Annotated in this window: 22 protein-coding genes; 9 read left to right on the top strand and 13 right to left on the bottom strand. The window is 72.9% G+C overall.

Annotated elements, in window-relative coordinates; translation table 11 throughout:
* Positions 1-203 precede the first annotated feature (203 nt).
* The 3 genes from ACIQF6_RS11295 to ACIQF6_RS11285 all read right to left on the bottom strand — a co-directional run bounded on the left by ACIQF6_RS11295 (position 204) and on the right by ACIQF6_RS11285 (position 3,623).
* A complete protein-coding gene (locus ACIQF6_RS11295; protein ID WP_400893019.1) occupies positions 204-878 on the bottom strand; it encodes a transglycosylase SLT domain-containing protein in 675 nt (224 codons plus the stop codon).
* 407 nt (positions 879-1,285) lie between these two features.
* Positions 1,286-2,617, bottom strand: a complete 1,332-nt coding sequence (locus ACIQF6_RS11290) for a PhoH family protein (RefSeq protein WP_400893017.1) — start codon at positions 2,615-2,617, stop codon at positions 1,286-1,288.
* A 211-nt stretch (positions 2,618-2,828) separates the two neighbouring features.
* The gene (locus tag ACIQF6_RS11285; protein WP_400893015.1) at positions 2,829-3,623 is read right to left on the bottom strand and encodes an isoprenyl transferase; all 795 of its coding nucleotides are present in this window, start codon (positions 3,621-3,623) and stop codon (positions 2,829-2,831) included.
* A 342-nt stretch (positions 3,624-3,965) separates the two neighbouring features.
* Here ACIQF6_RS11285 and ACIQF6_RS11280 point away from each other — a divergent pair, with 342 nt between their 5' ends.
* Positions 3,966-5,573 (top strand): chitinase, encoded by a 1,608-nt coding sequence (locus ACIQF6_RS11280; RefSeq protein WP_400893013.1) that lies wholly within the window; start codon positions 3,966-3,968, stop codon positions 5,571-5,573.
* A gap of 131 nt (positions 5,574-5,704) precedes the next feature.
* On the opposite strand, the gene ACIQF6_RS11275 is transcribed toward ACIQF6_RS11280, so the two are convergent.
* Positions 5,705-6,370: a prepilin peptidase gene (locus ACIQF6_RS11275; RefSeq protein WP_400893010.1), complete on the bottom strand. Its 666-nt coding sequence runs from the start codon at positions 6,368-6,370 to the stop codon at positions 5,705-5,707.
* A 119-nt stretch (positions 6,371-6,489) separates the two neighbouring features.
* On the opposite strand from ACIQF6_RS11275, the gene ACIQF6_RS11270 reads away from it, so the two are divergent.
* The gene (locus ACIQF6_RS11270; protein ID WP_400893007.1) at positions 6,490-7,704 is read left to right on the top strand and encodes a pyridoxal phosphate-dependent aminotransferase; all 1,215 of its coding nucleotides are present in this window, start codon (positions 6,490-6,492) and stop codon (positions 7,702-7,704) included.
* Between the two features lie 205 nt (positions 7,705-7,909).
* On the opposite strand, the gene ACIQF6_RS11265 is transcribed toward ACIQF6_RS11270, so the two are convergent.
* Positions 7,910-9,736 (bottom strand): phosphoenolpyruvate carboxykinase (GTP), encoded by a 1,827-nt coding sequence (locus tag ACIQF6_RS11265; protein WP_400893004.1) that lies wholly within the window; start codon positions 9,734-9,736, stop codon positions 7,910-7,912.
* Between the two features lie 264 nt (positions 9,737-10,000).
* Here ACIQF6_RS11265 and ACIQF6_RS11260 point away from each other — a divergent pair, with 264 nt between their 5' ends.
* Positions 10,001-10,669, top strand: a complete 669-nt coding sequence (locus ACIQF6_RS11260; protein ID WP_400893001.1) for a hemolysin III family protein — start codon at positions 10,001-10,003, stop codon at positions 10,667-10,669.
* A 59-nt stretch (positions 10,670-10,728) separates the two neighbouring features.
* Here the strand turns inward: ACIQF6_RS11260 and ACIQF6_RS11255 are convergent, their stop codons facing one another.
* Positions 10,729-11,001, bottom strand: coding sequence for a hypothetical protein (locus ACIQF6_RS11255; RefSeq protein WP_400892998.1), 273 nt, complete (start codon positions 10,999-11,001; stop codon positions 10,729-10,731).
* A gap of 214 nt (positions 11,002-11,215) precedes the next feature.
* On the opposite strand from ACIQF6_RS11255, the gene ACIQF6_RS11250 reads away from it, so the two are divergent.
* Both ACIQF6_RS11250 and ACIQF6_RS11245 read left to right on the top strand, forming a co-directional pair.
* A complete protein-coding gene (locus ACIQF6_RS11250; protein ID WP_400892995.1) occupies positions 11,216-12,769 on the top strand; it encodes an MFS transporter in 1,554 nt (517 codons plus the stop codon).
* Complete coding sequence (locus ACIQF6_RS11245; RefSeq protein WP_400892993.1) at positions 12,766-13,410, top strand: TetR family transcriptional regulator; 645 nt, start codon at positions 12,766-12,768, stop codon at positions 13,408-13,410. The genes ACIQF6_RS11250 and ACIQF6_RS11245 overlap by 4 nt, the downstream gene beginning before the upstream one ends.
* 7 nt (positions 13,411-13,417) lie before the next feature.
* Here the strand turns inward: ACIQF6_RS11245 and ACIQF6_RS11240 are convergent, their stop codons facing one another.
* Complete coding sequence (locus ACIQF6_RS11240) at positions 13,418-14,362, bottom strand: NADP-dependent oxidoreductase (RefSeq protein ID WP_400892991.1); 945 nt, start codon at positions 14,360-14,362, stop codon at positions 13,418-13,420.
* 57 nt (positions 14,363-14,419) lie between these two features.
* Here ACIQF6_RS11240 and ACIQF6_RS11235 point away from each other — a divergent pair, with 57 nt between their 5' ends.
* Positions 14,420-15,436 (top strand): GlxA family transcriptional regulator, encoded by a 1,017-nt coding sequence (locus ACIQF6_RS11235; RefSeq protein ID WP_400892989.1) that lies wholly within the window; start codon positions 14,420-14,422, stop codon positions 15,434-15,436.
* Here the strand turns inward: ACIQF6_RS11235 and ACIQF6_RS11230 are convergent.
* Together ACIQF6_RS11230 and ACIQF6_RS11225 are read right to left on the bottom strand one after the other, a co-directional pair.
* The gene (locus ACIQF6_RS11230) at positions 15,433-16,248 is read right to left on the bottom strand and encodes a hypothetical protein (RefSeq protein ID WP_400892987.1); all 816 of its coding nucleotides are present in this window, start codon (positions 16,246-16,248) and stop codon (positions 15,433-15,435) included. The genes ACIQF6_RS11235 and ACIQF6_RS11230 overlap by 4 nt on opposite strands.
* Before the next feature lie 11 nt (positions 16,249-16,259).
* Entirely contained in the window at positions 16,260-16,913 is a 654-nt protein-coding gene (locus ACIQF6_RS11225; protein WP_400892985.1) for a papain-like cysteine protease family protein, read from the bottom strand.
* Positions 16,914-17,153: 240 nt separating this feature from the next.
* On the opposite strand from ACIQF6_RS11225, the gene ACIQF6_RS11220 reads away from it, so the two are divergent.
* Positions 17,154-18,086, top strand: a complete 933-nt coding sequence (locus ACIQF6_RS11220; RefSeq protein WP_400892983.1) for a hypothetical protein — start codon at positions 17,154-17,156, stop codon at positions 18,084-18,086.
* Between the two features lie 260 nt (positions 18,087-18,346).
* On the opposite strand, the gene ACIQF6_RS11215 is transcribed toward ACIQF6_RS11220, so the two are convergent.
* The 3 genes from ACIQF6_RS11215 to ACIQF6_RS11205 form a co-directional block, all read right to left on the bottom strand.
* Entirely contained in the window at positions 18,347-19,198 is an 852-nt protein-coding gene (locus ACIQF6_RS11215; protein ID WP_400892981.1) for a GNAT family N-acetyltransferase, read from the bottom strand.
* A 66-nt stretch (positions 19,199-19,264) separates the two neighbouring features.
* Positions 19,265-21,298 carry a thioredoxin domain-containing protein gene (locus tag ACIQF6_RS11210; RefSeq protein ID WP_400892978.1) on the bottom strand — a complete coding sequence of 678 codons (2,034 nt, stop codon included), beginning with the start codon at positions 21,296-21,298 and terminating at the stop codon, positions 19,265-19,267.
* Positions 21,299-21,374: 76 nt separating this feature from the next.
* Positions 21,375-22,235, bottom strand: coding sequence for an IclR family transcriptional regulator (locus ACIQF6_RS11205; RefSeq protein WP_400892976.1), 861 nt, complete (start codon positions 22,233-22,235; stop codon positions 21,375-21,377).
* A gap of 396 nt (positions 22,236-22,631) precedes the next feature.
* Here ACIQF6_RS11205 and ACIQF6_RS11200 point away from each other — a divergent pair, with 396 nt between their 5' ends.
* Together ACIQF6_RS11200 and ACIQF6_RS11195 are read left to right on the top strand one after the other, a co-directional pair.
* Entirely contained in the window at positions 22,632-24,044 is a 1,413-nt protein-coding gene (locus tag ACIQF6_RS11200; protein ID WP_400892974.1) for a phenylacetate--CoA ligase family protein, read from the top strand.
* Positions 24,041-24,997, top strand: a complete 957-nt coding sequence (locus ACIQF6_RS11195; protein WP_400892972.1) for a hypothetical protein — start codon at positions 24,041-24,043, stop codon at positions 24,995-24,997. Before ACIQF6_RS11200 ends, ACIQF6_RS11195 begins: the two co-directional genes overlap by 4 nt.
* Before the next feature lie 240 nt (positions 24,998-25,237).
* Here the strand turns inward: ACIQF6_RS11195 and ACIQF6_RS11190 are convergent, their stop codons facing one another.
* Positions 25,238-25,882 (bottom strand): hypothetical protein, encoded by a 645-nt coding sequence (locus ACIQF6_RS11190; protein WP_400892970.1) that lies wholly within the window; start codon positions 25,880-25,882, stop codon positions 25,238-25,240.
* Positions 25,883-25,897: the final 15 nt, after the last annotated feature.

Below are 25,897 nucleotides of genomic sequence, written 5' to 3'. Positions count from 1 at the left end.
ACCTTCTGTCGGCGGACCGGCCGGGAGCGGAGAAACCAGGACCCGCTCCGTTCCCCCGCGTCCGCACCGGACCGTCGCCGCCCGCAGCGCACTGGTCAGCGCCGCCCGGGCGGCGCGGCCCGTCCGAAGGCCGCTGTCTCGCGGCAGCACGAAGGGCCCCGTCCTCGACCGTGCGAGAACGGGGCCCTTCCGCGAGCTGTGGCCTAGTACCAGTGGTGGGACTGCCAGAACGACCAGGCGCCGCAGGGGCTGCCGTAGCGGCTGTTCATGTAGTTGAGGCCCCACTTGATCTGGGTGGCGGGGTTGGTGCGCCAGTCCGCGCCGGCCGAGGCCATCTTGGAGCCCGGCAGCGCCTGGACCAGGCCGTAGGCGCCGGAGGAGGCGTTGGTGGCGGTGTAGTCCCAGCCGCTCTCGCGCTTCACGATCTGGCTGAAGCACTGGAACTGGTTGGCGTCGCCGACGATCTGCAGCGCCATGTCCTGGACCGAGCCGGGGCTGACGGTGGCGAGCACGCTGCGGGCGGAGGCACGGTTGGCCTCCTCCTTCACGCGCTTCTCCTCGGCCGCCTTGGCGGCCTTCTCCGCGTCGGCCTTCGCCTGGGCGTCGGCGGCGGCCTTCTGCCGGGCGTTCTCCTCCGCGGCCTTCTTGGCGGCGGCGTCGGCGGAGACCTGCTGGGCGTTGGCCTGGCGGCTGATGCCGTCGCTGACGTTCTGGGCCTGTGCGCCGGTGGGCGCGTCGGCGAGCAGGGTGGCGCTCGCGACGTCGACCGTCTGGACGGTCTTGCCCTCACTGCCAGAGGCCGCACCTACGACGGCACCGACGGCGGTCACCGCGGTGGCGGAGGCGACAGCGACTCCCCGGACCGAGATCCGAGTCACATGGTTTCCTTCCAGCGTCGCCCGGCGTGTGACCGTCCGGGCGCAATCTGCCCCTGGTCACTGGCCTCCGTCGAGCTCTGGTCACGGGAGGCGCTGGCTCGGCCGTCCCCCCGGGCGGGCCCGGAGCGGCGGTGGATTCGAGCGGCGTACGGCCTTGCGGTGTTCAGTTGTCCGCCCGCCAACCGGAGTTGCCGAGCGCGGAATTGCCGTACGCGGGGCCTGACAGAACCCTCACCATGCCGCAAGCGACGGTGTCTACGCAATTCCCTGTGCCGTGGCGGATCTCACAAACTTTCGCCACCTGGGCATTTGGCGGCCGGGTGGCCGAGGGGTCGTCAGTCGGGCCGACAGCGAAGGGGCCTGACGGTCGACGTCAGGCCCCTTTGCCCCGGTGTGTCCGGTTATGCCTACGGCTGGATGTCCTCCAGCATTTCGGTCACCAGTGCGGCGATCGGCGAACGCTCCGAACGCGTGAGCGTGACGTGGGCGAACAGCGGATGCCCCTTCAGCTTCTCCACCACCGCGACCACGCCGTCGTACCGGCCGACCCGCAGGTTGTCCCGCTGGGCGACGTCGTGGGTGAGCACCACGCGGGAGTTCTGGCCGATCCGGGAGAGCACCGTGAGCAGCACGTTGCGCTCCAGCGACTGCGCCTCGTCCACGATCACGAAGGCGTCGTGCAGCGAGCGCCCGCGGATGTGGGTGAGCGGCAGGACCTCCAGCATGCCGCGGGAGATGACCTCCTCGATCACGTCCTGGGTGGTGACGGCGGAGAGGGTGTCGAACACCGCCTGCGCCCAGGGGCCCATCTTCTCGGCCTCGCTGCCGGGCAGGTAGCCGAGTTCCTGGCCGCCGACCGCGTACAGCGGGCGGAACACCATCACCTTGCGGTGCTGGCGGCGCTCCAGGACGGCCTCCAGGCCGGCGCACAGGGCGAGCGCGGACTTGCCCGTGCCGGCCCGGCCGCCCATCGAGATGATCCCGATCTCCGGGTCGAGCAGCAGGTCGAGGGCGATCCGCTGCTCGGCGCTGCGGCCGCGCAGGCCGAACGCCTCGCGGTCGCCGCGGACCAGCCGCACCCGGCCGTCGGGGGCCACCCGGCCGAGCGCACGGCCGCGTTCGGAGTGCAGCACCAGGCCGGTGTGGACCGGGAGTTGCTCGGCGCCGTCGACGGAGAGGGCGTGCTCCTGACCGGTGAACAGCTCGTCCACCTGGTCGGCGGGGACGTGCAGTTCGGTCATGCCCGTCCACCCGGAGGTGATCGCCAGCTCGGCCCGGTACTCCTCGGCCAGCAGACCCACCGAGCTCGCCTTGATCCGCAGCGGCAGGTCCTTGGACACCACGGTGACGTCGTAGCCCTCGGCCTGCAGATTGCGGGCGACCGCGAGGATCCTGGTGTCCGCCTCGCCGCCCCCGGCCCGGTAGCCGGCCGGCAGGATCGACAGGTCGGAGTGGTTCAGCTCGACCCGGATGGTGCCGCCGAACTCGCCCACCGGGATCGGCTCGTCGAGCCGGCCGTGGCGGATCCGGTAGTCGTCCAGCAGGCGCAGCGCCTGGCGGGCGAAGTAGCCGAGTTCCGGGTGGTGCCGCTTGGCCTCCAACTCGGTGACCACGACGACCGGGAGGACGACCTCGTGCTCCTCGAAGCGCGTCATGGCGAGAGGGTCGGCCAGGAGCACGCTGGTGTCGAGGACGTACGTGCGCCGGTCAGGTGTCCGGCGGCTCTTGGTACTGACCACTAGCCCTCCAGAGCGGGTGACCCGACGTCACCCGCGGCCCACCGGTCCCCGCGGCCCCGCTGGCCGGGGGGACGGTCTGAGGGGAGTCTTCCCAGGCGAGGAGGGCTGCATTCGCGCCGGAGCGAACGGCGGGAACACACCTGGTGAACGTTTTCCCGACCGACGGACGGGGAAAGTGAGTTGACCGGACGTCAGCGTCAACAGGCCGGAGTCAGCGGCCCATTCGCCGGTTGCGCAGCTGGTAGTCGCGCAGCGCCCGGAGGAAGTCGACCCGGCGGAAGGCCGGCCAGTAGGCCTCGCAGAAGTAGAACTCGCTGTGCGCGGACTGCCAGAGCAGGAAGCCGGACAGCCGCTGCTCGCCGGAGGTGCGGATCACCAGGTCGGGGTCGGGCTGGCCCTTGGTGTAGAGGTGCTCGGCGATGTGCTCGACGTCGAGGATTTCGGCCAGTTCCTCGATCGACGTGCCTCGGCCGGCGTGCTCCTGGAGCAGCGAGCGGACGGCGTCGGCGATCTCCTGCCGACCGCCGTAGCCGATGGCCACGTTGACGGTCAGTCCGTCGATGTGCGCGGTCTCCTGCTCGGCGCGCTTGAGCACCTCGGCGGTGGGGGCGGGCAGCAGGTCGAGCGCGCCGACGGGGTGGACCTTCCAGCGGCCGGCGTCGACCAGGCCCTGGACGGCGTCCTCGATGATGCCGAGCAGCGGGACGAGTTCCTCGGCGGGGCGGGCCAGGTTGTCGGTGGAGAGCATCCACAGGGTGACCACCTGGACGTCGGTCTCCGCGCACCAGCCCAGGAACTCGCTGATCTTGTCGGCGCCGCGCTGGTGGCCGTAGGCGGTGGTGCCGCCGGTGGCCTTGGCCCAGCGGCGGTTGCCGTCCAGGATCACGCCGATGTGGTGCGGGGTGTTGGCCAGGTGCAGCTCGACCCGGCGGCCGTACAGCCGGTAGGCCCTGTCCAGCAGGGTGCGCAGCACCGGCGTGCGCTCCACCACATCGCGCAGACCCATCGTGAACGGCCCCTCCGTGCTGATTGCTCCGGGTGCGAAATCCCTGCGGCAGCCTACTCCGCCAGGCATTGACGGATGTAAAACCGCAGGTACCGGTCTTGTCACAGTGCCTGCCCGGGGTGGGATACGGAACGGTCTCCGAATCCTTAAACGGTCCCTAAACCGGATTCCGGGTCTTGACGCTTGCCATTGGTCTAGTCCAGCGTGTGGTCAGCACCACAGCGGACCCACCCCCACAGCGGAGCCGCCGCGACCCCCACCGCGGCGGCTCTTCCTTCCCCCGCCACGTCTGCTCTCCCCCCACACCCCCCCACGCCCCCACTCCCGCCCTGGAGCCTTGTCATGGCCCGTACCCTGCAGCAGCCGTCCCACCGGCGCCGCAACAAGTTCCCGGCGGTGCTTGCCACCGCGACCGCACTGGCCCTGGCCGGCACCGGCCTGGCCCTGTCGGCCGGCGGCGCGAACGCCGCGGTCGGCAACCTGGTCACCAACGGCGGCTTCGAGTCCGGCCTCGCGGGCTGGACCTGCACCGGCAGCGCCACCACGGTCTCCACGCCGGTCCACTCCGGCACCGGCGCGCTGGCCGCCACCCCGGGCGCCGGCGACACCGCCGAGTGCACCCAGACCGTCTCGGTGCTCCCCAACACCGCGTACTCGCTGAACGGCTGGGTGCAGGGCTCGTACGTCTACCTGGGCGCCCGCGGCACCGGCGGCACCGACCCGTCCACCTGGTCGGCGCAGAGCACCTGGAACCAGCTCAACACCAGCTTCACCACCGGCGCCAACACCAACAGCGTCACCCTGTACATCCACGGCTGGTACGGCCAGCCCACCTACTACGCCGACGACATCCAGCTGATCGGCCCGGGCGGCACCGCCTCCCCGTCGCCGTCCGCCACCTCGGCCTCGCCGAAGCCGTCCACCTCGGCGTCCGCGTCCCCGTCGCAGAGCGCCTCGCCCTCCGCCTCGGCCTCGCCGTCGCAGAGCGCCTCCCCGTCGGCGTCCAACTCGCCCAGCCCGTCCGGCTCGGCGACCACCCCGCCGCCGAACACCGGCCTGCCCAAGCACGTGCTGACCGGCTACTGGCAGAACTTCGACAACGGCTCGACCGTGCAGAAGCTGCGTGACGTGCAGTCCGCGTACGACATCATCGCGGTCTCCTTCGCCGACTCGACCACCACCCAGGGCGCGATCTCCTTCACCCTGGACCCGGCGCTGGCCACCAAGCTGGGCGGCTACACCGACGCCGACTTCAAGGCCGACATCGCCGCCAAGCACGCGGCCGGCAAGAAGGTCGTGCTCTCCATCGGCGGCCAGAACGGTGCGATCTCGGTGGGCAGTTCGGCCGCCGCGACCGCGTTCTCCGACTCGGCGTACAAGCTGATCCAGCAGTACGGCTTCGACGGCATCGACGTCGACCTGGAGAACGGCGTCAACGCCACCTACATGTCGCAGGCGCTGCACACCCTGCAGGCCAAGGTCGGCTCCGGCTTCGTGCTGACCATGGCGCCCGAGACCATCGGGATGTACTCCACCGCCGGCGCCTACTTCCAGCTGGCGCTGGCCACCAAGGACATCCTCACCGTCGTCAACACCCAGTTCTACAACTCCGGTGGCATGAACGGCTGCGACGGCAAGGTCTACACCCAGGGCACCATCGACTTCATCACCGCGCAGGTCTGCACCCACATCCAGGGCGGCCTGCGTCCCGACCAGGTCGGCATCGGCGTCCCGGCCTCCACCCGGGCGGCGGGCGGCGGCTACGTCAACTCCACCGTGGTGAACAACGCGCTGGACTGCCTGGCCACCGGCAACCACTGCGGCAGCTTCGTCCCGCCGGCCAAGTGGCCGACCATCCGCGGCGCGATGACCTGGTCCACCAACTGGGACGCCAACAACGGCAACGACTTCTCCAACAACGTCGGCGCCTTCGCCCACAACATGCAGTGACCTCCCGCCGGTGCGCCGCTCCTTGAGGGTGGGGCAGGCGCACACCGAGGGGCCCGTCGTACCGCTGGGGGTACGACGGGCCCCGCCCCTTTCTCCGGGCGCCGCCCCTCTTCCCGGGCGCCGACGGGGCGTCAGGCGGTGGCCAGCACCGCCGCCAGGGTGCCCAGCAGCATCGCCGGGCCGAAGGCCAGTTCGGTGCGGCGGCCGGCCCGGCGCAGCACCAGCAGGGCGACCGCCCACACCGCGGCGATCAGCCACATGTAGAGGAGGCCGGCGTAGAACGTCCGCCAGCCGACCAGGCCGAGCACGGCACCGAGCGACGGGGCCAGCTTGACGTCGCCCAGGCCCATCGGCGCGAACAGCGCCAGCAGCAGGAACAGGCCGCCGAGCGCGCCCGCCGCCAGGGCGCAGCGCAGCCACACCGCCGGGCGGTGGTCGGCGAGCGGGATCAGCAGGGCCGTCCCGGCCAGCAGCGGCAGGGTCAGGGCGTCCGGCAGGCGTTTCACCGCGGCGTCCACGAAGGCCAGCGCCACGCCGAACAGCGCCACCCACACCAGCAGCGGCAGCCAGCGCGCCGGGACGTCCGCGGCGAGGGCGGCCCCGACGGCCGCGGCGGCCGCCTCGACGGTCAGCGGCGGCGGACCGACCCGTTCGCCGCAGCGCACGCAGCGGCCGAGCGGCGCGGGCGCGCAGGTCCGCCACGGCTCGCCGGCCGGCACCGCGTACCGCACCGCCACCGGGCGCAGCAGCGCCCCCGCCAGCAGACCGAGCACCGCTCCCAGCACTGCCCCGAACATCCGGCACCTCCCCTGACGGCCCGCCGCGACCCTACCGCCGCACCACCGTTCCCCCGTCCGTGTCCAGGTGGCGAACACCACGCGGGCGACGGCCCCGGCCGCCCGTAAAGTACTCGGGCATGCAGGTCATCCAGTCCAGCAAACTCGCCAATGTCTGCTACGACATTCGCGGCCCGGTGCTCGACGAGGCGATGCGGCTGGAGGAGCAGGGCCACCGCATCCTCAAGCTCAACACCGGCAACCCGGCCGCGTTCGGCTTCGAAGCCCCGCCCGAGATCCTCCAGGACATCCTCCGCAACCTGTCGTCCGCGCACGGCTACGGCGACTCCAAGGGCCTGCTGTCGGCCCGCCGCGCCGTGGTCATGCACTACGAGGACCGCGGCCTGCACGGCCTGTCGGTCGAGGACGTCTACCTGGGCAACGGCGTCTCCGAGCTGATCCAGCTCGCCATGACCGCCCTGCTCGACGACGGCGACGAGGTGCTCGTCCCCGCCCCCGACTACCCGCTGTGGACGGCCTCGGTCTCGCTGGCCGGCGGCACCGCCGTCCACTACCGGTGCGACGAGCAGGCCGAGTGGTACCCGGATCTGGCCGACATCGCCGCGAAGATCACCGACCGCACCCGGGCGATCGTGGTGATCAACCCCAACAACCCCACCGGTGCGGTCTACCCCCGCGAGCTGCTGGAGGGGATCGTCGAACTCGCCCGGCAGCACCAGCTGGTGGTGTACGCGGACGAGATCTACGACAAGATCCTCTACGACGGCGTGGAGCACGTCCCGCTCGCCACCCTCGCCCCGGACCTGTTCTGCGTCACCTTCAACGGCATGTCCAAGGCCTACCGGGTAGCCGGCTTCCGCAGCGGCTGGATGGTGCTCTCCGGCGACCGGCAGCGCGCCCGCTCCTACATCGAGGGCCTCAACGTGCTCGCCTCGATGCGCCTGTGCGCCAACATGCCGGCCCAGCACGCGGTGGCCGCGGCGCTGGGCGGGCGCCAGTCCGTCCGCGACCTGATCCTGCCGGGCGGGCGGCTGCTGGCCTCCCGCGACGCGGCGTACCGGCTGCTCAACGAGATCCCCGGCGTCTCCTGCGTGAAGCCCAAGGGCGCGCTGTACGCGTTCCCGCGGCTCGACCCGCAGGTCTACAAGATCAAGGACGACGCCCGGATGGTCCTCGACCTGCTGCGCGCCGAACGGATCCTGATCGTCCAGGGCACCGGCTTCAACTGGCCCGACCCCGACCACTTCCGCCTGGTCACCCTCCCCCACCCGGACGACATCACGGACGCGGTGACCCGCATCGGCAACTTCCTGTCCGGCTACGTGCAGCAGTAGCGGAACGCGGGCGGGCGCGGAAACAGGGCCGCGTGGGGGCACCTCCCGGCCCGCTGGGGCCGGGGGAGAACTGCGCGGGCAACCCGGAACGCACAGCAAGGTCCGGCCGAGGACGGGACTTCCCGCTCCGACCGGACCTTGCCGTACGGGTCTTCCGCTTCGCGCAGTTCTCCGTGCCCCTGCCGGGGCACGGAGTGCCGACGTATCAGCCGAGACGCTTGACCAGGGACTGGTACTCGTCCCACAGCTCCTTCGGCGTGTGCTCGCCGAACATCTCCAGGTGGGCCGGCACCAGCGCGGCCTCCTGCTTCCAGATCTCGTTGTCGACCGAGAACAGCAGCTCCTGGTCGGCGGCCGGGATCTCCAGCCCGTCGAGGTCGAAGCCCTCGACCGTCGGCAGCACGCCGATCGGCGTCTCGACGCCCTCGGCCGAGCCCTCCAGGCGCTCGACGATCCACTTCAGGACGCGGCTGTTCTCGCCGTAGCCCGGCCACACGAACTTGCCGGCGGCGTTCTTGCGGAACCAGTTGACGTAGTAGATCTTCGGGAGCTTCGCGGCGTCGGCCTCGGCGCCGATCTTCAGCCAGTGCGCGAAGTAGTCGCCCATGTTGTAGCCGCAGAACGGCAGCATGGCGAACGGGTCGCGGCGCAGCTCGCCGACGGTGCCCTCGGCGGCAGCGGTCTTCTCGGAGGCGATGTTCGCGCCGAGGAAGACGCCGTGCTGCCAGTCGAAGGACTCGGTGACCAGCGGGACGGCGGTGGCGCGGCGGCCGCCGAAGAGGATCGCCGAGATCGGGACGCCGGCCGGGTCCTCCCACTCGTCCGCGATGGTCGGGCACTGCGCGGCGGGGACGGCGAAGCGCGCGTTCGGGTGGGCGGCGGGGGTGCCGGACTCGGGGGTCCAGTCGTTGCCGCGCCAGTCGGTGAGGTGCGCGGGCGCCTTCTCGGTGAGGCCCTCCCACCAGACGTCGCCGTCGTCGGTGAGCGCGACGTTGGTGAAGACCGTGTTGCCCCAGAGGGTCTTGATGGCGTTGGCGTTGGTGTCCTCGCCGGTGCCGGGGGCGACGCCGAAGAAGCCGGCCTCGGGGTTGATGGCGTAGAGCCGGCCGTCGGCGCCGAATCGCATCCAGGCGATGTCGTCGCCGATGGTCTCGACCTTCCAGCCGGGGACGGTCGGCTGGAGCATGGCGAGGTTGGTCTTGCCGCAGGCGGAGGGGAACGCGGCGGCGACGTACTTGGCCTCGCCGGACGGCGGGGTGAGCTTGAGGATCAGCATGTGCTCGGCCAGCCAGCCCTCGTCGCGGGCCATGGTGGAGGCGATCCGCAGCGCGTAGCACTTCTTGCCGAGCAGGGCGTTGCCGCCGTAGCCGGAGCCGAAGGACCAGATCTCGCGGGTCTCCGGGAAGTGCGAGATGTACTTGGTGCTGTTGCAGGGCCAGGCGACGTCCGCCTCGTCCTCGGCGAGCGGGGCGCCGACCGTGTGCACGGCCTTGACGAACTCGCCGTCCTCGCCCAGCTGGTCCAGCACGGCCTGACCCATGCGGGTCATCACGCGCATCGAGACGGCGACGTAGGCGGAGTCGGTGAGCTCGACGCCGTACGCGGCCAGCGGGGAGCCGACCGGGCCCATGGAGAACGGCACCACGTACATGGTGCGGCCCTTCATCGCGCCCCGGAACAGGCCCTTCTCACCCTGGAAGATGTCCCGCATCTCGGCGGGCGCCTTCCAGTGGTTGGTCGGGCCGGCGTCCTCTTCCTTCTCCGAGCAGATGAAGGTGCGGTCCTCGACGCGGGCGACGTCGGACGGGTCGGAGGCCGCGTAGTAGGAGTTGGGCCGCTTGGTCTCGTCGAGCTTGGTGAAGGTGCCCTGGGCGACGAGCTGCTCGGCGAGGCGGTGGTACTCCTCCTCGGAGCCGTCGCACCACACCACACGGGCGGGCTGGGTGAGGTCGGCAATCTCGTTGACCCAGTCCACCAGGCGCTGGTGACGGGTGGGCGCGGACTCGGTGAGCGCAGAGATCTGAGGCGACACGATCGCTCCGTTTCACACCATCTCGGCCAGGAGACGGCGTCGCGGGGGTTGAGGGTCCTTACACGGTAGACCCGGCAACCCGGCCTCCATTCGTCGAAATGGCGTCATTGACGAGATCTTTACTACGGAGTGTCTGATTTGGCGGCCCGGAACCCTCACTCGAACGCCTCGGATGGACCTTGATCATGCCCGCCGAACACTCCAGAACGTCTAAAAGTGAGGATCACCACTTTCCTACGAGCCAGTAACCTACGGTTCCGTAAGATGCTGCCCATGAGCGCGGAAGCCATCGAACTCGTCAAGCCCAAGTGGCGCGGCTGGCTGCATGCCGGCATGTTCCCGGCCTCGCTGGCCGCCGGAATCGTGTTGATCTGCCTGGCCGATTCGACGGCGGCGCGAGTCGCCTGCGTCGTCTACTCGGTGAGCGCCTGGATGCTGTTCGGGGTGAGCGCGGTGTACCACCGCTTCACCTGGGGGCCGCGCGGCGAGGCGGTGCTGCGCCGGCTGGACCACGCCAACATCTTCCTGATCATCGCCGGGACGTACACCCCGTTCACCATGCTGCTGCTGGACGGCGCGCGGCAGCAGGTGCTGCTGTGGCTGGTGTGGGGCGGCGCGCTGGCCGGCATAGCGTTCCGGGTGTTCTGGGTCGGCGCCCCGCGCTGGCTGTACACCCCGTGCTACGTGGCGCTCGGCTGGGCGGCGGTGTTCTTCCTGCCGGACTTCCTGCACAAGGGAGGCGCGGCCGTCCTGACGCTGATCGTCGTCGGCGGCGCGCTCTACACCATCGGCGGAGTGATCTACGGCCTCAAGCGCCCGAATCCGTCACCGCGCTGGTTCGGCTTCCACGAGGTGTTCCACGCGTTCACCCTCGGCGCGTTCATCGTGCAGTACGTGGGGGTCTCGCTGGTGGCGTACACCGTGGCCGGCTGAGCCCCGCAGGAACGTTCCCCCGCTCGGTACCCGGCGCCCTGACGCCCGGTACCTCGCGGTCAGTACCGCACCGGCTGGCCGGCCCGCGCCTCCAGCCGCTCCCGGGCCCGACGGCAGCGCTCGCAGTGCGCCGCGTCGGGCCCTTCGCCTGCCGCGCGCTGGTGGGCCCGGCCGCGGAAGCGGTAGGCGACCCAGGCCATCACGATCAGCACTTCGACCGCGGAGACCACCCAGACCAGGCGGGCGCCGCCGATCAGGTACCCGGCTATGACGGCCAGCGCGGCCAGCACACCGACCACGCCGCTCCAGAACCCGGTCGCTCCGTACTCCATTGGCAAACCTCCCGCCGGCCGACAGGTTCTCTGACGGATCGTCAGAGAACTCCCCACCTACAGTGACACGTTCGGCACTCAGCGCGGGCGAACAGGGGATCAACAGCGCATCAATTCCAGAAGTGGGGATCCCGCAGCGCGGGCTTCGGTTGACACTCACCATCTTTTGATAGTTACTCTCACTTGAGAGAGACTACCGGGTGGGGGTTCCGCCATGCCTGCTCCGCACCCGCGGCGCTGGGTCGCGCTGATCGCAGTCGCACTCGCCGTACTCGTCATCGGCTTCGACACCACCGTGCTGAACGTCGCCCTGCCCGACCTGGCCCGGCAGCTGGACGTCGGCACCGGGCAGCAGCAGTGGATCGTCGATGCCTACACCGTGGTGTTCGCCGCCGTCCTGCTCCCGGCCGGGCTGCTCGGCGACCGGTTCGGCCGCCGCCGCACCCTGGTCCTCGGGCTCGGACTGTTCGGCGCGGCGTCCCTGCTCGGCGCGCTCGCCTCCGGCCCCGGGCCGCTGATCGCCGCCCGCGCCGCGATGGGCCTGGCCGCCGCGTTCGTGATGCCGATGTCGATGGCGGTGATCCCCGCGGTCTTCCCGGCCGCCGAACAGCGCCGCGCCACCGCACTGCTGACCACCATGACCGCGCTCGGCGTGCCGCTCGGGCCGATCGTCGGCGGGCTGCTGCTGCGCAGCTACTGGTGGGGCTCGATCTTCCTGATCAACGTGCCGCTGGTGGCGCTCGGCGTGCTCGCCTGCCTGCTGCTGCTCCCCGAGTCCGCCGACCCGGCCGCGCCCCGGCTGGACCTGCCCGCCGCGGCCCTCGCCGCGGCCGGCCTGTCCGCCCTGACCTGGGGCATCATCGAGGGCGCCGAACGCGGCTGGGGCGACGCCCCGGTGCTCGGCGCGCTGGTCGGCTCGGCGGGCGCGCTGACGGCGCTGGTGCTGCGCAGTCGCCGGCAGGACCGCCCGATGCTCGACCTGGCGCTGTTGGCCGAGCCGGTGTTCCGCTGGTGCGCGATCGCCGTCACCCTGGTCTCGGTCGTCCTGTTCGGCGGGTTCTTCGTGCTGCCCGCCTACTTCCAGAGCGTGCTGGGCACCGACGCGCTCGGCAGCGGGCTGCGGCTGATGCCGATGATGGGCGGCCTGCTGGTCGCCGCCCGGCTGGGCGAACGCCTGGTGCGCCGGTTCGCCCCGCGCACCGTGATCGCCGCCGGCCTGGCACTGACCGCGCTCGCGCTGCTGCTCGGCAGCCGCACCTCGGCCGGCGACGGCTACGGGTGGACGGCGCTGTGGCTGCCGCTGTTCGGCGCCGGGCTCGGACTGGTGCTGATCACCGCGACCGCCTCCGCGCTGCTCCTGCTGCCGCCCGCCAAGGCCGGGGTCGGCGCCGGGCTGGTGCAGACGCTCCGCCAGGTCGGCGGCGCGGTCGGCGTCGCCGTGTTCGGCAGCCTGCTGGCGGCCGGGTACCGGGGCCGGCTCGACCTCTCCGCGCTCCCGGCGGACGCCGCGCAGCCGGCCCGCGGTTCGGTGATCGCCGCCGACGCGGTCGCCGGGCGGCTCGGCGACCCGGCGCTCGCCGCGGCCGCGCACGGCGCGTACGTGCACGGCATGGGCCTGGTGACGCTGGTCGCCGGCATCGTCGCCGCGCTGTCCGCGGTGCTGGTCGCGGCCCGGATGCCGGCCGCCGGCGACCCGGCCGCCGCGGACGCTCCGGAGCCGCGGACGCTGGCCGCGACGGTCGGCGATCCCGGAGAATCGTCCGCATGACCACCCCGCGCAGCGCCCGGCCCCGCCCGTCCGACTCCTCCGGTTCGCTGGAGGATCTCGTCGAAGCCCCGCTGTCGCTGCGCGAGCGCAAGAAGCTGAAGACCCGTCAGGCGCTGCGCCGGGAGGCGTTCCGGCTGTTCGCGGAACAGGGCTGGGAGGCCACCACCGTCGACCGGATCGCGGCGGCGGCGGAGGTCTCCCCGTCCACCTTCTTCCGGTACTTCCCGACCAAGGAGGACCTGGTCCTCACCGACGAGTACGACCCGCTGATGGCCGCCGCGATCCGGGCCCGGCCGGCGGACGAGCCGTTCCTGACCTCCGCCCGGGAGGTGCTGGTCGGGCTGGTCCGCCGGATCGCCGAGCAGGAGCGGGCCGAGCTGTACGAGCGGATGCGGCTGACGGCCTCGGTCCCGGCCCTGCGGATCCGGATGCTCGACGGCACCGGGGGGCCGACCGGGATGCTGCTGGACCTGCTCACCGAACGGGCCGGCCTGGACGCCCCCACCCTGGAGCTGCGGATCACCGCCGCCGCGATCGGCGCCGCGCTCACCGAGACCTCGCTGTACTGGGCGGACAACGGCGGCCGGGACGACCTCGCCGACCTGCTCGACCGCGCCCTGGCCCACCTCCAGAGCCTCTGACGCAGGGTCAGTTCACCAGCACCAGCTTGCCGGTGGTGCGGCCGGTGTCGCCCAGCGCGTGCGCCTTCGCGGCCTCCTCCAGCGGGAAGGTCCCGGCGATCTCGGCGCGCAGCAGGCCGCGTTCGGCCAGGTCGGCGACGGCGGCCATGCCGGCGTGGTCGGCCTCCACCAGCATCATCGCGGTGCGCACGCCGAGCCGGTCGGCCTCCTCGGCCAGCCCGTCGAACGGAACGGGCAGGATCGACACCAGCACGCCGCCCGGGCGCAGGGTGCGCAGCGAACGCAGCTGGTTCTCACCGCCGAGGGTGTCCAGCACCACGTCGACGTCGCGGACCGCCTCGGTGACATCGGTGCTGCGGTAGTCGATCGGCTCGTCGACGCCGAGGCCGCGCAGGAAGTCGTGCTTGGCGGCGCTGGCGGTGCCGATCACGTACGCGCCGCGGCTCTTGGCGATCTGCACGGCGAGGTGGCCGACGCCGCCGGCCGCGGCGTGCACCAGCACCCGGTCGCCGGCCTTGACCTGCGCGGTGTCGACCAGCGCCTGCCAGGCGGTCAGTGCGGCCAGCGGGAGCGCGCCGGCCTGGACCAGGTCGACGCCGGCGGGCCGGGGCACGAACGCCCGGGCGGGGCCGGTCGCGTACTCGGCGTGGGCGCCGACGCCGTGCGGGTAGGGCAGCATGCCGAAGACCTCGTCGCCGGGCCGGAACAGGGTGACGCCGAGGCCGACCGCCTCGACGGTGCCGGCCACGTCCCAGCCGAGCACGAACGGGGGCTCGCCGAGGAACAGCCCGCCGGCCCGGTGCTTCCAGTCCGTCGGGTTGAGGCCGGCCGCCCGGACCCTGACCAGGATCTCGCTCACTCCGGGCGCCGGGCGCGGGAGTTCCACCACCCGGAGGACTTCGGGGCCGCCCAGGACGTCCTGCCTGATCGCACGCATCGTGTTCGTCGTCATGCCTCCAGCCTTGCCCGTCGGGGACGCCCCCGGCAGTGGCATGATGGTCACCGTCCGATGGGATCCTGCCAGGAGGCCGCCGTGCCGAACCCCGCGAAGACGCCGCCGCACCGGATCGCGGTGCTCGCCCTCGAAGGCGTCTACCCTTTCGAACTCGGCATCCCCCGGCGGGTCTTCGCCGCCGCCGGGGACCGCTACGAGCTGGCCACCTGCACCGTCGACGGGCAGCCGGTGCGCTCGGACGCGGACTTCGCCATCACCGTCGCGCACGGCCCGGAGATCCTCCGCACGGCCGACAGCGTGGTCGTCCCGCCGTTCGACCTAACCCTCGCCACCGGCACCCTCGCGCCCGGCGTGGCCGAGGCGCTGGCGCTGATCCGGCCCGGCACCCGGCTGATCTCGATCTGCACCGGCGCGTTCGTGCTGGCCGCCGCCGGCCTGCTGGACGGCCGGCGCGCCACCACGCACTGGGCGCTCGCCGACCACTTCCGCACGCTCTTCCCCCGGGTACGGCTCGACCCGGACGTGCTGTTCGTCGACGACGGCGACATCCTCACCTCGGCCGGCGCCGCCTCCGGCGTCGACCTGTGCCTGCACGTGCTGCGCGGCGACCACGGCTCGGCCCTCGCCAACCACGCCGCCCGGCTGGCCGTCGTCCCGCCGTGGCGCGACGGCGGCCAGGCCCAGTACATCGAGCACCCCGTCCCGGCGGCCGGGGCCACCGGCACCGCCGCCACCCGCGAGTGGGCGCTGGCCCGGCTGCACCTGCCGCTGACCCTCGCCGAACTGGCCAGGCACGCCGCGATGAGCGCCCGCACCTTCGCCCGCCGCTTCCACGACGAGACGGGCCAGAGCCCCGGCCGCTGGCTCACCCAGCAGCGCGTCGCCCTGGCCCGTCACCTGCTCGAAGCCACCGATCTGACGGTCGACCAGATCGCCGGCCGGGTCGGCTTCGCCAACGCGGTGTCGCTGCGTCAGCACCTGCACTCCGCGATCGGCGTCTCGCCGCTCGCCTACCGCCGGACCTTCGCGGAGCGGGCCGACCCCGGCGCGGCCCTCTCCGGCGCCGTCTAGGCCTTCCGGCGGCGGCTGCGCACCCCGATCACCACGCCCGCCAGGGCGGTCGCGCCCAGCGCGGTGCCCGCGGTGAGCAGCGGCGCGGCGCGGCCGGGCGCGGCCGCCGGGTCGGCCTGGAAGCCGCCCGCCCGGCCGGCGGTGTCGTACGCGGAGCCGGGCAGCTTGTCGCCGTACCGCTGGTGGACCAGCTGCTGGTAGGCGGCGACGGTGGCACCGTGCGCGCCGACCGAGCGGCGGGCGGTGTCGTCGAGCGGCAGGACCCGGCCGTCCTTCAGCTCGTACCAGGCGCCCAGCTGCGGTTCGCGGAAGGCGGTGCCGCCATCGGCGGCGGCCCGGGCCGCGTAGTCCGTCTCGTCGCTGCCGGAGGCGATGTTGACCACCTGCCAACTGCCGTTCTGCCGGGCCGTCCAGACCGAGGCGCTCTGCCCGTCGGCGGCGACGGCCCTGGTGGCGGTGAACTCGACGGTGGCGACCGGCGCTCCGGGCCGGCCGGCCACGAACCCGGCGTCGAGGGTGCGGACCGGCACCGTGTCGCCGGTGAGGCGGGGCGCGGCGGCGCTCGCGGCCTGCGCCTCCTGACTCGGGCTCAGCGCCAGCGGCTGGGTCGGCGGCACTCCCTTCCGGGCGAAGAAGTGCCCCAACCGGTCCAGTACGGCCGGGTTCTGGGCGGCGGCCCGGGCGGCGGCGAGATCGCCGGCGCCCGGCTGCTGGTCGGTGGCCTGCGCCGACGGGGCGACGGCGAGGCCGAGGGCGGCGGCCGCGGCGAGAGCGGCGGCGGCGCGGGCGAGTCGGACGCGGTGGCTGCTCATGACGGGGCTCCTCACGCGCCGATCCGGTACAGGGAGTGGGTCCACGAGAACGACCCGTTGCTCACGTAGTAGTTGTAGTCGCCCCAGTTGTAGCGGTAGTCGGACGGCCACGGGTCGCCCCAGTACAGCCAGTTGTTGCCGCTGTCGTAGCCGTACAGCACGTTCATGTGGCCGCCGCCGGAGCTCCACTGGATCCGGGTCTCCACCGGCCGGCCGGCGTCGATCTCGCCCTGCACGGTGGCGTACCGCAGGTACCCGCTGACGTACGAGCCCGGGCTGATGCCGATCGCGTACAGCGCGTTCTGCACCTCGGCCAGGCTGGCCTGGCTGTTCGGGCAGGTGGAGCTGGTGGAGCGGCCGAACGCGGCGTTGCAGAACGCGTTCTGGCTGTAGTTGTAGCCGTAGTACGCGGCGATGGTGTTGCCGGACGCCGCCCAGCACCAGTTGGTCTGCTGCTGGGCCTGCATGGTGATGTTGAGGGTGCGCGCGGTGCCGGCCAGTACGGGGGCCTGCGGCTGCACCGCGGCGGCGGGCCGTACCGCGACGGGGACGGGGGCGGGGGCGGCCGCGGCGGGAGTGGTGGCGGCGACGCTCAGCGCCGGGGCGAGGACGCCCAGGGCGAGTGCGGCGACCGTCCGACGCAACCGCATCGGGGTGGGTGACATGGGGGATGTCCTCCTGGCAGGGGCGAGGAGTGGATGTGGGGGCGGCGTCCGGACCCGCTGCCGACGAGCATCCGACCGTTGACACCGGACGGTCAACGGCCTTACCGCGCACCGGAGTCGAGCTGTGAACGGCCCCCGCGGGGTGTGAACGCGGCCCTGCTGGGCAGCGCGGATATCGACCGGGGCGGTGACAAGCCGTCCACAAGGTGTGAATATTCACGCTCAGTTGAGGAGGTGGACTTGCCGCAGCCGACCGCACCGTCCGAACTGGCCCTCGCCCTGCGCACCGGACCGTTCCACCTGGCCCTGCGGGCCGCCATCGCCGCCCGCGGCCTGACGCTGCACCGGCTGCGCCAACGCCTCGCACAGCGCGGCGTGCACGTCGGCGTCACCAGCCTCAGCTACTGGCAGCAGGGCCGGCGTCGCCCCGAACGGGCCGAGTCGCTGCGCGCCGTCGCCGTCCTCGAAGAGGTCCTGGAGCTGCCCGAGCACTCGCTCACCCGGCTGCTCGGCCCCCGCCGCAGCACCCCCGACCCGGCCACCCCGCCGGTCCGCCCCTACCGCGACCTGATCTCCCCCGCCGAGGCGGTGGACAGCCTGCTCGCCGTCCTCTCCGGCCCGCCCGACACCGGCCTGCACACCGTCACCCACATCGAACGGATCCGGGTCGGCGCGGACCGGCGGGTGCAGCGCCGCGACTCCCAGCACGTGCTGCGCGCCCACCGCGACGGCATCGACCGCTACCTGGCGATCTACCAGGGCGACCCTGGCTGCGACATCGACCGGGTCCGGGTCCGGGCCGAGGAGAACTGCCGGCCCGGCCGGATCCGCCGCGACCCGGCCGCACACCTGCTGGTCGCCGAACTCCTGCTGGACCGCCGCCTGCGCACCGGCGACACCCACCTGCTGGGCTACGGCTTCGACGAGTCGCCGTCGCCGCAGCCCAGCCGCGAGTACGTGCGCGGCTTCAACGCGGGCGCCGGGCAGTACGTCCTCCAGGTGACCTTCGACCCGACCGCCCTGCCCGTCCGCTGCGACCGCTTCACGGTGCGCGCCCCCGGCCAGTCCCCCATGGAGACCGAGGAGTTGACCCTCGACGGGCACCACTGCGCCCACCTGGTCGCCGAGGGGCTGCCGCCCTGCCTGCTCGGGCTGCGCTGGGACTGGGAGTGAGACCGCCGCGGCCCACGAGCAGGACGTCACCCAGGCCCTCACCCCCGAGGAGCACGCCCAGCTCACCGCACTCACCGCGCTGCTCGGCCGGATCGCCGCCCAGCAGCTCACCCCCGGCGTCCACCCGGGCTACCGCACCCTGCCGCGCCCGCCGACACCGCGCCCCTGGCCGGCGACCCGTCCGCGACCCGTCCGGGTCCGGGCAGGCGGGCAGGTGAAAGGCCCCGGGAGGGACTCTCCGGGGGCCCTCGCTCCGCGCCCTACCGGAAGGCGACCTCGGCCGCGTCGCTGACGGGCCGGTAGCCGAGGCGCTGGTAGATCGCGTTGCTGACCGGGTTGGACAGGTCGGTGTAGAGCAGCACCTCGTCCGCCCCGCGGGACTGCGCGTGCCGGGTGACGGCGGTGGTCAGGGCACTCGCGTAGCCGCGGCCGCGGTCGGCGGGCGGGGTGTAGACGGGGCCGGTCCGGGACATCCCGGCGACGGCGGGGCTGGCCCCGGCGAGCGAGACGACCCGGTGGTCCTCGGTCTCCCACAGCAGCAGGGTCTCGGCGGCGATCCGCTGGTCGGCGTCGGCCGCCGGGTCGGCGGGCGGCCGGATCTCGGCCTCGACGCAGAAGTCGACCAGCCACCGGGCGACGGTCTCCCGGTCGGCGGGCCCGGCGAGCCTGGCGCGGCCGGCGGGCGGGGTCGGCGGGGGCGTCAACTCATCGAGCCGGAACAGCCGTTCGTTCCGCTCCAGGTGCCAGTCGATGCCGGTGACCCGGTGCCATTCGGCGGCGAAGGCGAGGGCGGCGACGCTCCCGCCGGCCGCCGAGTCGAGCTGTTCGCCGTCGGCGGCGAGCCGCCGGGCCAGCTCCTCGGCGGCGGCCACCGGCATCGGGCCGAGCCGCTGCCCCCACGGCGGGGTGCGCACGCAGGCCCCGGCGACGGCCCCGTCCGGGCCGTGCCACCAGCCGAAGACCGGCGGCCGGCCGCCGTACGCGTCCAGGCCGTCGCGGGTGAGGCGGTCGAGGATGGTGAGCAGCACGGTGTTCTCGACGGGGTCGGCCGCGAGGAACTCCCCGGCTGCGCTGCGGAAGTCGTCCAGTGATGTGGTCAGTGTCCAGCCCATGGCGCATCCTCCCCCACCGGCGGCGCCGCCGACCACCGCTTTCCGGCCGACGGCGCCGCCCTTCCGTCAGTGCGCGCGCAGCCGCTCCGTCAGCTCGGCGACGTCCGCGGTGGGCCGCTCGCAGGCGAAGTGCCGGCAGACGTACGCGGCGGACTCGCCGTCCAGCAGCGGACGGTCGGCGAGCAGCGGCACCTCGGTGTCGCCGACCTCGCCGACCGCGACCGCCGCGCCGGGGGCGGTGGAGCGCAGCGCGGCCAGGTGCAGGGCGGCGCGTCCGGCGTCTCCGGCCGGGCCGACCACCGCGACCTCGCGCGGCCCGTCGAGCAGCGCCTCGGTGACGGCCAGTCCCCAGCCGATGAACCGGGGCGCGCGGGTGCCGAGCGTCGAGACGATGCCGAGCGCCCGCTCCGCGGCGGTGCGGTGCCGCGCGGAGCCGGTGTACGCGGCGTACGTGAGCAGTGCTCCGGCGGCGGCCGTCCACCCGGACGGGGCGGCGTTGTCGGTGGGGTCCTGCGGGCGGCGGATCAGCTGCTCGGCGTCGTCGGCGGTGTCGTACAACGCGCCCGACGCCTCGTCGGTGAAGTGCAGCAGCACCAGGTCGAGCAGCTCCCCGGCGAGTTGCAGCCAGGACGCCTCGCCGGTGACCGCGTACAGCGCGAGGAAGCCCTCGGCGGTGTCCGCGTAGTCCTCCAGCACGCCCGCGTTGGCGCCCGCGACACCGTCCCGGGAGGTGCGCAGCAGCCGGCCGTCGGCGGTGAGGTGGACGGCGATCAGCAGGTCGGCGGCCCGTTCGGCGGCCTCCACCAGGTCGGGGCGCTCCAGCAGCGCGCCGGTCTCGGCGAGGGCGGCGATCGCCAGGCCGTTCCAGGCCGCGACCACCTTGTCGTCGCGGGCCGGGGCGGGACGCTGCGCGCGGGCCTCCGTCAGCTTCTGCCGGATCTCCCCGTACTTCGCCGCGTCCTCCGGGTCGCGCGGGAGCTGCAGCACCGAACTGCCGTGCTCGAAGGTGCCGGTGACGTCGAACAGCTCCACCGCGAGGGCGGCGTCCGCCTCCCCCAGCACCTCCGTCAGCTGCCCGGGCGTCCACGCGTAGTACGCGCCCTCGGCGGTCTTCCCGCTCGCCTCGTCCAGCGAGTCGGCGTCCAGCGCGGAGGCGAACCCGCCCTGCTCGGTGCGCAGTTCGCGCAGCAGGAAGTCGGCGGTCTCCAGCGCGACCCGGCGGGCCTGCCGGTCGCCGGTGGCGCGCCACAGGTGCAGGTACACCCGCAGCAGCAGCGCATTGTCGTACAGCATTTTTTCGAAGTGCGGCACCGTCCAGGTGGCGTCCACCGCGTAGCGGGCGAACCCGCCGCCGAGCTGGTCGTAGATCCCGCCGCGGGCCATCGCCTCGCAGGTCCGCTGCACCATCTCCAGCGCGGCCTCCGACCCCGTCCGGGCGTGGTGGCGCAGCAGGAACTCCAGCACCATCGACGGCGGGAACTTCGGCGCCCCGCCGAACCCGCCCCGCCGATCGTCGAACGACCGCGTCAACTCCACGACCGCCGCGTGCAGTTCCCCCTCACCGGCCGGCTGGGCGATGCCGCTCCCGACCCCGTACACCGAGGCCCGCTCCGCGAGGTCCTTGCTGATCCGCCCCGCCACCTCCGAAACCTCGGCCCGCCGCCCCGTCCACGCCGTGTCCACGCCCTCCAGCACCTGCCGGAACGACGGCATCCCGTGCCGCGGCTCCGGCGGGAAGTACGTCCCGAAGTAGAACGGCTCCTTCTCCGGCGTCAGAAACACGGTCATCGGCCACCCGCCCCGCCCCGTGGCCGCCTGCACCGCCTCCATGTACACCGCGTCGACGTCCGGCCGCTCCTCCCGGTCGACCTTCACCGCCACGAACCGCTCGTTCAGGAACCCGGCGGTCGCTTCGTCCTCGAACGACTCGTGGGCCATCACGTGACACCAGTGACAGGCCGCATAACCGACCGACAGCAGCACGGGCACCCCGCGCCGCTCCGCCTCCTCGAACGCCTCGGGGCCCCAGGGCCACCAGTCGACCGGGTTGTCGGCATGCTGCAGCAGATACGGCGACGTCGCGCCCGCGAGACGATTCACGCTGGCATCGTCGCACGATCACGACCGCCGACCTGTCAACGGCTTTCGGGTGGGTCATGGGGGTTTGGCGTCAGCTCTACGGCTCCGGCGGTGCGGAGCACGCGCGGCCGGGGCAGCGGGATGTCTGCACCGTCCGCCGGGTCTGCGGCGGGTCGGCCGGGGCCGCGAAGCCCTTGACGGTCCGGTTCAGGGCCGGCCTGGCGGCCCTGCGGGGCTTGGGTGCGGGCTCCGGGCGGCGGACCAGCCTCCCGCTGATCATCGACGCCGCGCGGCTCACGGCGTCGGCCAGCGGGGGGATCAGCTTCGCGTCGAGGGCGGTCGCCGCGACGGCGGCCACCACCTCGCCGGACGCCGAGTACACCGGAGCCGCCACGCACGACAGCGAATCCACGCACTGCTCGTAGTCGAACGCGAGCCCCCGGTCCCGGACTCGGGCGACCTCTCGCGCCCAGGCGGCCTCCGTCCACCCGGCGGGCCGCTTCGGCACCGGGGCGGCCGCCGCCAGGGCCAGTTCGGCCGCGCTGCCGGGCGGCAGGACGACCCCGGAGTACAGCGGGAAGACCTCGTCCACCTCGCCCCGCATGCCCCCGACGACGATGATGTGTCCCGCTTCGGGCACCGACAGGCTCAGGCTCACCCCGCCGCCGACCGCCGCGAGTTCCCGCAACGGCTGGGCCGACGCGGCGCGCAGCGTGCGCGCCGGATGCCAGGCCTGCCCGAGCCGGAACGTCCGCGGGCCCAGCCGGTAGCGGCCTTCGTGACTCTGCACCGCGCCCAGCGCGACCAGCTGCCCGAGCAGCCGGTGGGCGGTGGCCTTCGGCAGTGCGGCGTCGCTCGCCAGCCGGGTCAGCCCCACCTCGTCGTTGTGCGCGAGTACCTCCATGAGTGCGAACGCGCCGTCCAGCACGCCGCGCCCCTCGGCGCCGGATCTCGCCATGAGGGCCCCCCTCCAATGCCGGGCCGCCGATCGGACGGCCCCACAACTCCCCGTTCGGACCAGGTCAGTTGGGGTTTCGGAATCGATTCCCTTCAGTCACCGGTCCGTTGAACGGACCCGATCATTGCCCGCTCGCGATGATCGCGCCACTGTGTTTTTCATCCGGGAACGGAACGCCGGAGCTCCTGCGGAGATCAGGCGGCCGTCCACTCGCACCACACAAGGAGGCAGATATGAGCTCCATCAAGACGAGCGCCAAGCAGTTCAAGTACGTCATGGGCGCGCTGACGGCCGTCTTCTTCGGCGCCTGCTCGGCCAGCTGACGTAGACCCCGGGGGTGGGGGCGGCTCGCCGCCCCCACCCCTTCGTCCTGTTCGAGGTGCGAGGGAGGCATCAGTGCTGGAGACCGCTGTCCGGCAGGTACAGGTGGCCACGGCCATGGTGTTCGGCCGCCGGCTGAACGTACGGGCCGTGGAACGGCTGGTCGCCGACGCGCTCGTCACGCTGGAGGAGTTCGGCTCGCTCGGCGATGACGTCGACGAACTGGCCGACGGACCGTTCACCGATCCGGCCGAGCGCCGCGACCTGCAGAACCGGGCGCTCCAGCGCACCGTGCGCAGGCTCGCCGCACGCTCGCCCTTCTACCGGGAACGGCTCGCCGGCGTGGACCCGGCCGGGATCACGACCGAGACGCTCACCCGCATCCCGGTGACCCGCAAGGCCGACCTGATCGCCCGCCCCGCCGACTTCCTCTGCAGCGATCCATACCTGGCGACGCAGACCACCGGCACCACCGGCGCGCCGGTCCAGATCTGGCTCTCCCGATACGAGATGGAGCTGTGGCCCGCCCTGATCGCGCTGTCCCTGGTGCTCCGCGGCGACCTCGGCCCCGGCGACCGGATGCAGATCAACCTCAGCTCCCGGGCGACCGCCGCCGTGCAGGAGGACGTCGAGGTGTGCCGCCTCGCCAACGCCGCCTGTCACGTCGTCGGGCAGATCCCGCCCGAGGAGTCCGTCGAGCACCTGCTCGGCCGCTCCGGCCCCCGACCGACGGTGCTCACCGGGAACCCCAGCTACCTCGCCCGCATGGTGGGCGTCGCCCGCGAACGCGGATACGGCCCGCAGGACTTCGGGCTGCGCGCGGTCTACGCGGGAGGGGAGATGCTGTCGCGGAACCTGGCGGCCGCCTTCCGCGAGACCTTCGGAGCACGCACCGTCGGCGACTCCTTCGGAATGACCGAGCTGCTGCCCGTCAGCGGCCGCACCTGCACCCACCACCACCTGCACATCGACCCCAACATGGGGTACACGGAGGTCCTCGACCTGGAGACGGGCGAGCCCGCCGGGCCCGGCCGCCTCGGCGAGCTGACGGTCACCCCGTACTTCCCCTACCGGGAATGCATGCCCGTCCTGCGGTACAACACCGGTGACGTGGTCCGCACCCTGGACGGCGAACCCACCTGTGAACTCGCCTCGGTCCCCGCCGTCTCCCACATCCTCGGCAAGGCCGGACAGCTCCACCGCACCGGCGACGCCGTCGTCACCCCGCGCGACCTCGTCGAGGCGCTGGACGGCACCCCCGGCCTGCCGTGGCCGCTGCGGCACCGGGCCGAAGTCACCGCCCGGGGCCGACTGCACGTGGAGGTCGTCTCCAAGGAACTCGGCGCGGCCGACGTGACGATGCGGCTGCGGGCCGAGGGCATCGACGCCGACGTCACCGTCCTGCCACTGGACGACGCGGAGGCGGCGCTGCGCTTCCCGCTCCGCTGCGACCTGCTGGAGCACACCTTCACCCGGAGCCACGCATGACGGTCTTCTTCCAGCTCGCGGTCAGCTGCGCCCTGGCGCTCGCGGTTTGCGCCGGCGCCGTCGGCTACTTCCGCACCGTCCGCACGCCCCGGCCGCCGATCGGCGTCTTCAACGGCGCCGACATCTTCATGATGATGGGCTTCGTCCTGGCGCTGCCGTACCTCTACCTGGCGCTGCCCGGTGCGGTCCTGCCGGTGGTGCTCGCGGTGGCCTTCGCAGGCGGGCTGTCCGTCGGCTACCAGCCCGTCATCGGCAACGGACGGCTGCGCTGGGCGCTGATCGCCACGCTGATCGCGGCCGTGCTCGGCACCCACCTCGCCTTCGGCGACACCGCCGCGCCCTACTGGATCGCCAACAGCTGCGTCGTCGGCCTGGTCGTCGTCTCCGCCACCAACATCAACGTCCAGGGCGGGATGCGGCTGAAGAACGTCGCGTGGTTCCTGCTCGCGCTCGCCGCCTACGACGCGTTCTTCGCCTGGGTCGTCCCGCTGACCGAGGAACTGTCCGACGCGATCCAGGGCTACCCCTTCGCCCCCGCGGCCGGGCTCCGCGTCGGGGAGAACCTCGGCGCCGTACTCGGCATGGGCGACCTGCTGGCCTACGCCCTCTTCACCACCGCCGCCTACAAGGCCTACGGCAAGGCGGGGCTGCGCACCGGGATCGCGCTGGTCGTGCTCTTCGGCGCCGTGGCCCCGGTGGCCACCCTGCACATCATCGACGCGGTCACCGGGCACCCCGCCGCGCTGATCCCCGCCCAGGTGTTCTTCGGTCCGGCCGCCTTCGTCGGCCACCTGCTCCTGCGCCGCCGGGGCCCCGAGCGGCGGATGGCCGAACTCGTCTTCCGCCACGCCCGGATCGGCGCCCCGGAGCGCCGGCCGGCCCGCAGGTCACTGGACCCGGTGGCCCCCGGCGGGCGCGGCCCGGCGGGGCGGAGCGAGAGCCTCACCTCGTAGCACCCCCACCGTGGATCGGGACTCCCGACCTCTGGCCCCAGGAGCTCGGCCCGCATCCGGACCCGACGACTCGCCGACTCCTCGGCCGCCCGGCGCTGCTCAAGGGCGTCACCGATCGACGCGCCCACATCCGGGAGGTCCTCGAACTCGTCCCGCTCGGCGATGTCGCCAACCGGAAGCCGAAGGGGGTTACTCGGGCGGCATGAAGCGCCGCGCCGGCATCGCCGAGGCCCTCCTCAGCTACCTCCGGCTGCCGATCGTCGTCGAACCACCGCGGGTCTCGGCTTCGAAGAACAGGCTGCGCTTCCGTGGCCTGCTCACCACCCGGGCCGGCGACCGCACGGTGCTGGGCACGGCGCCGCCTACGCGGTCGGGGAGGTCGGCTTCGCCGCTTCGCGGCGGAACCGCTCCGTGGTCTTGAAGCAGGCCATCAGCCAGTGCGCCTCTGCGGTGATCCCGCCCACCTTCGGGACCGGTCTCAGCACCGGTCAGGGGTCGAAGTACCGGCTCGCCGCAGTCGTTGACGAAGGACTTCACGATGTCGCTCTTCGCGAACTCGACGTCAGCCATGTCCGCCCACCTGGCGACGCCTTGCCGTTCCCAGGGGAGACAGGTGCGAATGCCCTCCACGAAGGCGGGGAGGGAGTCGTCGTCGAGCCGTGATTCGGCCTGGACGACGATCGACTTCGGCGTGTTCCTCAGCGCCTGGGCACGGCGGAGCCGGCGAGTGGCATGCGCCCGGAACAGCCCGCCCCGATCGGGGTCGTGAACAACGCACAGCACGGGCGGAATGCCGTCGCGCCAGTTGTCCCCGTGATCACCGGCCCTGACGCGGTGTCCCCGGCGCGTGCGGGTCGCGACCCCGTCCTTGATCTGGATCGCCACGGCGTCCGCCGTGCG

The sequence above is a fragment of the Kitasatospora sp. NPDC092948 genome (assembly GCF_044754805.1).
Taxonomy (GTDB): Bacteria; Actinomycetota; Actinomycetes; order Streptomycetales; family Streptomycetaceae; genus Kitasatospora.
This window is presented reverse-complemented; position numbering and strand designations above follow the sequence as displayed.